We start from the raw sequence: 7,397 nt of genomic DNA on the forward strand, positions 1-7,397 counted from the left end.
TTTCCCGGGGGGCACGTTTCCCACGTTTCCCTGCCACATCCCCCACGGAAGACGAAAGTTCAGCTGATGACCGACAGTGCGGTGGCCGAACTGTGCCGCCTGACCGTACGCGCGCCGAGCGTCTCCGTCGATCTGGCCGTGCCCGCCGACGTGCCGGTCGCCGATCTGCTGCCCACCCTGTTGCGCTACGTCGGCGAGGAGGCCGAGGAGGCCGGTCTCGATCACGCCGGCTGGGTGCTCCAGCGGCTCGGTGACGCCCCGCTCGACGAGGAGACCACTCTCGCCGGCTCGGGACTCACCGACGGTGACGTGCTCTACCTGCGTCCTCACACCGAGGCGCTGCCGGAGGCCCGGCTCGACGACCTGGTCGACGGCATAGCCGACACGGCGGGCCGGCGGCTGCACAACTGGCACCCGGGGGCGGCGCGCGGCCTGCTGGTGGGCACCGCGGTGGCCACCGTCCTGACCGCCCTGCTGCTGGTGTTCTGGCCCGGGGTCGGTTCCTCGTCCGGGCCCGCGTACGCGGGTGTGACGGGACTGCTGCTGCTCGCGGGCGCGGGCACGGCCAGCCGCGCGGTCGGGGACCGGCTCTCGGCCAGTGCGCTCGGCCTGCTGGTCGCTCCCTGCCTGGCGCTGGCCGGCTGGGTGCTGCCCGGCGGCGACCTGACCGGCCCGGACGCCGCGCGGGTCGTCGGGGCACGGCTGCTCGCGGCGGGCGCCGCCGGCGCGGGCGGGGCCGTGCTGGCGCTGGCCGCCACCGCGGTCGGTGCTCCGGCGCTGGTGGCCACGGCGGTGGTGTCGGTGGCCGCCGCGATCGCCGGGGCGTTGATCGGCTACAGCGGCCTGGACGTGCCGGCCACGGCGGCGTTGGTGGCGACGGTGGTCGCGCTGGGAGCCGGTGCGGTGGCGCCTTTCGCGTTCAAGCTGGCCGGGATGCGGATGCCGGCGCTGCCGTCGTCCGCGAGCCAGCTCCAGGAGGGCATCGAGCCCTACGCGGGCAGCGAGGTGGCCGAGCGCACGGAACTGGCCGGACGCTGGGTGACCGCGCTGTTCGCCGCGACCGGCGTCGTCTGTGCGGCCGCCCTGGCCGTGCTCGCCGAGCATCCGAACCTGCCCGAGGTGCTGACCTCCCTCGCGCTGAGCCTGCTGCTGCTCCTGCACTGCCGGGGCCTGGTGCACATCGCGCAGCGGCTGACGCTGGCCGTGCCCGGCGTGTGGGGTCTGCTGCTGCTGGCCCGTGCCTGGGCGGTCGACAGCGGCAGCGGCGGGCGCACCGTGGTCTGCGCGGTCCTGCTCGCCGCTGCGGCGGGCCTGGTGGTGGCCGCCTGGGTCGTGCCCGGCCGCCGCGTCCTGCCGTACTGGGGGCGGGCGGCGGAACTCGCGCACACCGGGTTCGCGGTGGCGTTGCTGCCGCTCGGCCTGTGGGTGGCGGGCCTGTTCGGCTGGCTGCGCGGCCTGTTCGGCTGAGGTCCGCGCGCCGGTACATCGAGGACGAGTTGAGGAGAGGCTGTGCAGTCCAAACGCGACCAGGTACAGGCCCACGGCTTCATGATGGGCAGGCTCAGTTCGGGCCTGCTGACGGCCGACCCGGACGCCCCGGAGAGCCCGCTGGGACGCACCACGCGGGGTGTGGTCTTCGGCGTGCTGGTCACCGTCCTGGTCGGCGCGGGCGCCACCGTCTACGGTCTGCTGCGCCCCGGCGGCAACGACGGCTGGCGCGACGGCGAGCACCTGGTGGTCAACCGTGACACCGGCGCCCGCTACCTGTGGACCGGCACCGACGGGGTGCTGCACCCGGTGCGCAACTACGCCTCGGCGCGGCTGATCGGCGGCTCCGACCTTCCGACGGACGACGTGGGCACCGCGTCGCTGCGGGACACCCCGGTGGGCGTGCCGGTCGGCATCCCCGGCGCCCCGGACACCGTGCCCGACCCCGGGCAACTCGACGGCGGCGCCTGGCACATGTGCGTCACGGGTCCGCAGGGGGCATCGCCCAGCACCTCCGGCGCCACGGCCGACACCGGCGTGAACAAGCCGGGCGCCACCACGGTGGTCGCCGGCGCGCCCGTGGATTCCCAGGGTGTGGACAGTGACCGCGCGGTGCTGGTACGCGGCCCGGACGGCACCGAGTACCTGGTGTGGCGGGGCAGCAGGCTGCCGCTGGACCGTGCGTCCGACGCCCGCAACGCCCTCGGGTACGGCTCCGAACGGCCCATGCCGGTCTCCGCGGCCTTCCTGGACGCGCTGGCCCCCGGCCCCACCCTGAGCCCGCCCGAGGTGCCCGGCCGGGGCGAGGAGGGTCCTGAGCTGGGCGGTGCGGCCAGCCGTGTCGGGCAGTTGTTCAAGGTGAGCGTGCCCGGCGGCGGCAGCACGTACCACCTGCTGCGGAAGGACGGGCTGGTGCCGCTGACGCGGCTGGGTGCCGCCCTGGTGCTGGGCGACCCGGCCACCCAGAAGGAGGCGTACCAGGGGAAGTCGCCCGAGGTGCGCACGGTGGGCGCCGACACCCTGCGCGAGCACCGGGCGAAGGACGCGGATCCGGCCGGCTCGGCCCAGTTGCCGGACGCGCCGCCGGCCGCGCAGGCCACACCGCGGGGAACGGCCCTGTGCGCGAAGGTGGACGGCGGCGACGGCGGCGCCCGGATCAGCTCGGTGCTGGCCCCCCTGACGGGGCTGGCCCCCGTGGCGGTGCCGGAGGGCACCGGCGAGCCGCTGGAGCCGGCCTGCTCACCGCCGGACGCCGCGGTCGTCCGGCCCGGGCACGGCGCGCTGGTCAGGGCGCTGCACGCCAGCGGCGCGGCCCACGCGGGCACCACCTACCTGGTGGCGGACAACGGAGTGAAGTACCGGCTCACCAACGAGGAGGCACTGTCCGCACTCGGCTACGAGGCCGGGGACATCGACTCGGTGCCGGCCCCCCTGCTCGCCTCGTTCCCCACGGGAGCGGACCTGGACCCGGCCGCCGCGTCGGGCGCCGCGAAAGTGAGGGTGACGGCCCCCGACTGCGGCTCCGCCGCACCGGAGCGGAAGGACACCGCGGACGGCGGGGCGGACAAGCCCGGCACAGTCGGCACCGCGCAGTGAGTCGGACAAGGAACCCGTACGCACCGAACAAAGCGAAATGGGTCGACAGCAGGGGCGAATTCCAGCCGAATTGAATCCGGACAGGCGCACGGTCGGCACGGCCGGCGGCCGGGGCCGGACCCGGGAATCACCGGTGTCCGGCCCCGCGGCCACCGGAGGCCGGCACGGACGAATGCGCCCGGCCGGGATGCAACCTCAGACAATGCTCAAGAATTCCGGGCGGACGTTGCCTGAATTGACCGCGGCTCACGCGGACATTTCGGGGAAAGGGCAGTGGGGCATGACCGTTTGCCGTCCCGCCGTGCCCGCTTCGTGCCCGGACCGCGAGCCGCTTGCGCGAAAGGAGCGCCGGGTGGTGGTCGACCGGTGAGACGGCTTCCTTCACCCTGCCGAAACCTCCCGGCAACTCAGCTCGTATGTAGGGTTCTTGGTGAACGGATCGAAGCTCAAAACCATTCCTGCACGCGTTGCGCGGAACGCGGGGTTCTCTCTAGCCTCAGCGAGCAACAAGGCGACAGGACTTGCTCGAACGAAGGGAACGCGACATGGCGGACAGTGCCGCGAGGAAAGCGGATTACGCCAAGGGCCTGGGGGGCGTCTCGTCCCTGGAGTCGGCCCGGAGCCAGGTCGAGAAGATCCAGAACAACGTGGCCGAGCTGGCCGCGCGTTCGGGCGTCGGCGGCGACGAGGGCCAGGCCCTCCTCAAGCTCTTCCGCAGCTGGAACGCCGAGGCCCAGAAGGTCGTCGTGCAGATCAGCAAGATGATCGACGCGCTCCAGGAGAACGTGACCTCCGCCAACCGCCTGGCGCAGGAGAACCAGGACCTGACCGAGGTCCTCAACAGCAAGACCACCCAGGGCGTCTTCGAAGCGCTGCGCTGACCTCCCACCCCCTTTTCCGGAACCGTCCCCAGTGGCGCGGCCGGACCCCGCGAGCCTTCCGGGCCTGGCGCCCGGCCCCCCGAGAGGAGACGTCATGGCCGACGGCATCATCGACGTGCAGTACCCCGTGGTCCAGCGGGCCATCGAGGACCTGAAGGACCAGACCCAGCAGATCATCAACACCCTCAACACCCTGGAGGACGAGCTGAAGCCGCTCGTCAGCTCCTGGGAGGGTTCCGACCAGCAGATGTACGTCCAGGTCCAGGCGGAGTGGGACCAGGCCACCAAGAACATGGCCATGCTGCTCGGCGACAGCGGTCAGCTGATCCAGAGCATCCACGACAACCACTCCCGCGACGAGCGCCGCAGCGCCGACAACTGGGGCAACGTCCGGGCCCGGTAGAACCGGCCCGGTCACGCACCGGTACGCCGGCCGATCGGTCGGGGTCGCGCATCGGTACGGCCGTCGTGCGCCCCGGCCAGCCATCGGTACGGCCGCCGCGCGCCCAGCCGCGCGCCGGTCCGGTCGGCCCCGCATCCCAGCGGCGCGTCCGTGCGGTCGGCACCGCGTCCCCGCCGCGCGTCGGTGCGGTCGGCCCCGCCTCGTCGGCCGCGCGTCCGTACGGCGGTCGGTGCGGCGGCGCCGGCGGGCCGGCCGGTGCCGCTCAACACCCCGTCCGGTACCAAGCCAAGCCGCAGGAGGACGTCTCATGGCCGGTGAGAAGGCCGACGTCAAGCACTTCGATCTGAAGCAGATGGAGAACTTCCGGGACAACGAGGTGCAGCCGGTGTACACCGCCGCCAAGAAGCACCGCGAGGAGGGCGACGGGTCACACATCCGCCCGCTCGGCCAGCTCATCGACGGGCACACCACCCCGGACAACCTCGCCCAGGACAAACAGCTCCTGCGCATCGGCAAGATGGTGACCGAACCGCTGGTGTCGGGTCCGAAGCTGATCGAGGACGTCCGCGCCGCGGCCGAGTCGATCGACAAACTGCTCGGCGACCAGATGGAGCTCTTCAAGGAGCTCAAGGAGGCCCTCGGCGACACCATCGACGAGGCGAACAAGACGAAGGACAAGAACCTCAGCGCGATCGACGCGCAGACGCTGCTCATGACCTTCGAAGAGGTCGACTCCCTCACCGCCGGAAGCTCCGGCGGGAACAACGACGACACCTGACGTCACGCGGCTCGTCCGGGCCCGGCCCGGCCCGGCCGGCACACCCCCCGGCGGCGGTTACGCCCGGTTGCACACCGGCGTGAGAACGCCGTGCACCGGCACATAGGACAGGCACCGACCAGAAAGGGCGCCCGGTGGCCGATCGGTACGATCCCAACTCCGTCGCGAACCTCGACAAGTTCGACGACGCCGGCGACCCGTCGTCCGACACCTGGGCCACCCTGGTCACCCACATCACCGGCTATCCCGTCCCGGACCGCAGCACGGTCTTCGACACCCTGCGTTCCGACCACGGCGGCAAGCTCTTCCGGATGGACATCAAGGACCGCAGCCTCGGCCTCCTCGTCAAGGGCTCCGGCTTCCTGACCAACACCGGTGAGGACTACGACATCTGGTTCTTCGACCGGGGCAAGAAGAACCAGATCAAACAGGCCCGCATCGTCTTCGAGGGCCGGGTGAAGATCGGCGACGAGATCAGCTTCGCCGCCCCCGGATCCGACAACGTGCACGACGCCCAGGTCCGTGAGGGCAACGAGTTCACGGACTACAACAAGGACAAGATGAGCACGATCCCGTTGGCCCGGTACATGAACGGGCCGCGGGCGGCACTCCTCGCCCTGCTGGGCGGCAGCACCCAGGACGCCCGGTTCAGCAACCTGGGCGTCGGCGGCGGCGACGTGGTGGACCTCAACTCGTTCGACACCACCGGTGAGTCCTTCGACTACGCCGCCAAGTTCTTCAAGGACCACGCCGTGGTGCTCAAGGAGTGGGAGGACCGCTTCGGCCGCGACGACGCGAGCTGGAAGGGTGAGGCCGCCGAGGTCTTCCGCAGCCTGCTGAGGAAGATCCGCGAGAACTACGACAACTACGTCGAGACGTTCAACGCGAACCCCGGCTCGGGCAGCGAGACCGGCACCGGCGGCACGGTCTACTCCCGCGCCCTGTCGCTGGGCCGCAAGTACCTGGAGGACGCGGCCGACACCCTGCTGAAGGCGTGGCTGGACTGGGCCAAGTCGCCCTACTACGACCCCCACCAGGTGCTGCGGTACGTCCTGGACGACCTCGCACAATGGGTGGACGCGAACAACGTCGCCAAGACCGACATCAAGGTCACCCACTTCCGCTACGGCAGCTCCACCTACCACTCCCCCCAGGCCGGCTTCCTGCAGGAGCACCCGGAGTACGGCGACCTCACCGACATCGCCAACTGGGCGAAGGTCGGCGACAAGGCCGTCAGGATCTGGAGCCAGGGCGTCGACGAGTACCTGGGCAAACCCGCGGCCCAGGTGCAGTCCTCCCTCAACAACCACTTCCTCGACCTGGGCAAGGACTTCTCGGAGAACCTGCCCGAGCCGAAGTCGACCACCACCGCCGCCGACGACTACGAGAAGAGGAAGCTGCAGGAGGAGAAGGACGAGATCAACGAGCAGAACCAGGAGAACCGCAGGTACCAGGACGAACTGCGCGCGGAGCAGGAGCGCCAGCGCGAGGAGGACCGGCGGTACCAGGAGGAGCTGCGCAAGGAGCAGGAGAAGCAGCGCGAGGAGGACAAGAAGTACCAGGACGAACTGCGGGCGGAACAGAAGCGGGAGCAGGACGAGGCCAGGAAGTACCAGGAGGAACTGCGCGCGGAGCAGCAGCGCGAGCAGGACGAGGCCAGGAAGTACCAGGAGGAACTGCGCAACGAGCAGAACCAGCAGCGCGACGAGGACAAGAAGTACGCCGACGAGCTCCGCGAGGAGCAGCAGCGCGAGCAGGACGAGGCCAGGCGCGAGGCCGAGGAACAGCGCAAGGCCATGGAGGAGAACCTGGGCGGCCTCAACGATCCGCGCGCCCTGAACGAACAGAACCTCGGCAACCTCGACGACCTGCTCAACCAGAACGTCCCGGTCACGGAGAGTTCGGGCGACCTGGGCAGTACGGGCGGCGGCGACCGGGGCGCGACGGGCGACACTCCCCCCGTCACCGCGTCCCTGGGCAACCTGGGCGGGCTGAACAGCGGCCCGGCCGGGAGGAACGGCACAGCGGCCGATGACGAGGTCACCCGGAGCCTGGGCGGCCTCGACGGACTGAACAACGGCCCGGGCGCTTCCCTGCGGACCCCGACCGGCGGCAGCACCCGGCTCGACGACGGCAAGCTCACCACCGGCTTCCCGGACGGCAGCAGCACCTCGTTCGACCCCGACTCCGGCGTGCTCACCACCACACACCCCGACGGCAGCGTCACCACCACCGACCTGGGCGACGGCAC

At 71.3% G+C, this 7,397-nt stretch carries 6 protein-coding genes; all 6 read left to right on the forward strand.

The genetic code is table 11. The features are described 5' to 3' along the window. Positions 1–66 precede the first annotated feature (66 nt). Positions 67–1,467 carry a type VII secretion integral membrane protein EccD gene (eccD, locus tag Q5694_RS26305; protein ID WP_333935839.1) on the forward strand — a complete coding sequence of 467 codons (1,401 nt, stop codon included), beginning with the start codon at positions 67–69 and terminating at the stop codon, positions 1,465–1,467. A gap of 42 nt (positions 1,468–1,509) precedes the next feature. Beyond that, entirely contained in the window at positions 1,510–3,084 is a 1,575-nt protein-coding gene (gene eccB, locus Q5694_RS26310; protein WP_333935840.1) for a type VII secretion protein EccB, read from the forward strand. A gap of 545 nt (positions 3,085–3,629) precedes the next feature. Further along, positions 3,630–3,965, forward strand: coding sequence for a hypothetical protein (locus Q5694_RS26315; protein WP_333935841.1), 336 nt, complete (start codon positions 3,630–3,632; stop codon positions 3,963–3,965). A 94-nt stretch (positions 3,966–4,059) separates the two neighbouring features. Further along, complete coding sequence (locus Q5694_RS26320) at positions 4,060–4,368, forward strand: WXG100 family type VII secretion target (protein WP_333935842.1); 309 nt, start codon at positions 4,060–4,062, stop codon at positions 4,366–4,368. Between the two features lie 307 nt (positions 4,369–4,675). After that, entirely contained in the window at positions 4,676–5,146 is a 471-nt protein-coding gene (locus Q5694_RS26325; RefSeq protein WP_333935843.1) for a type VII secretion system-associated protein, read from the forward strand. Between the two features lie 134 nt (positions 5,147–5,280). After that, positions 5,281–7,397, forward strand: a 2,117-nt coding sequence (locus tag Q5694_RS26330) for an AAWKG family protein (RefSeq protein WP_333935844.1), incomplete at its 3' end; no start/stop codon positions are given.

Source organism: Streptomyces sp. AHA2, from assembly GCF_036857595.1.
GTDB lineage: Bacteria > Actinomycetota > Actinomycetes > Streptomycetales > Streptomycetaceae > Streptomyces.

What these genes read in the sequence shown, in the direction of transcription:
- Q5694_RS26320 (WP_333935842.1), top strand. Translation starts at nt 4,060, where the DNA reads ATGGCCGACGGCATCATCGACGTGCAGTACCCCGTGGTCCAGCGGGCC.
- Q5694_RS26325 (WP_333935843.1), top strand. Translation starts at nt 4,676, where the DNA reads ATGGCCGGTGAGAAGGCCGACGTCAAGCACTTCGATCTGAAGCAGATG.
- Q5694_RS26315 (WP_333935841.1), top strand. Translation starts at nt 3,630, where the DNA reads ATGGCGGACAGTGCCGCGAGGAAAGCGGATTACGCCAAGGGCCTGGGG.
- eccD (WP_333935839.1), top strand. Translation starts at nt 67, where the DNA reads ATGACCGACAGTGCGGTGGCCGAACTGTGCCGCCTGACCGTACGCGCG.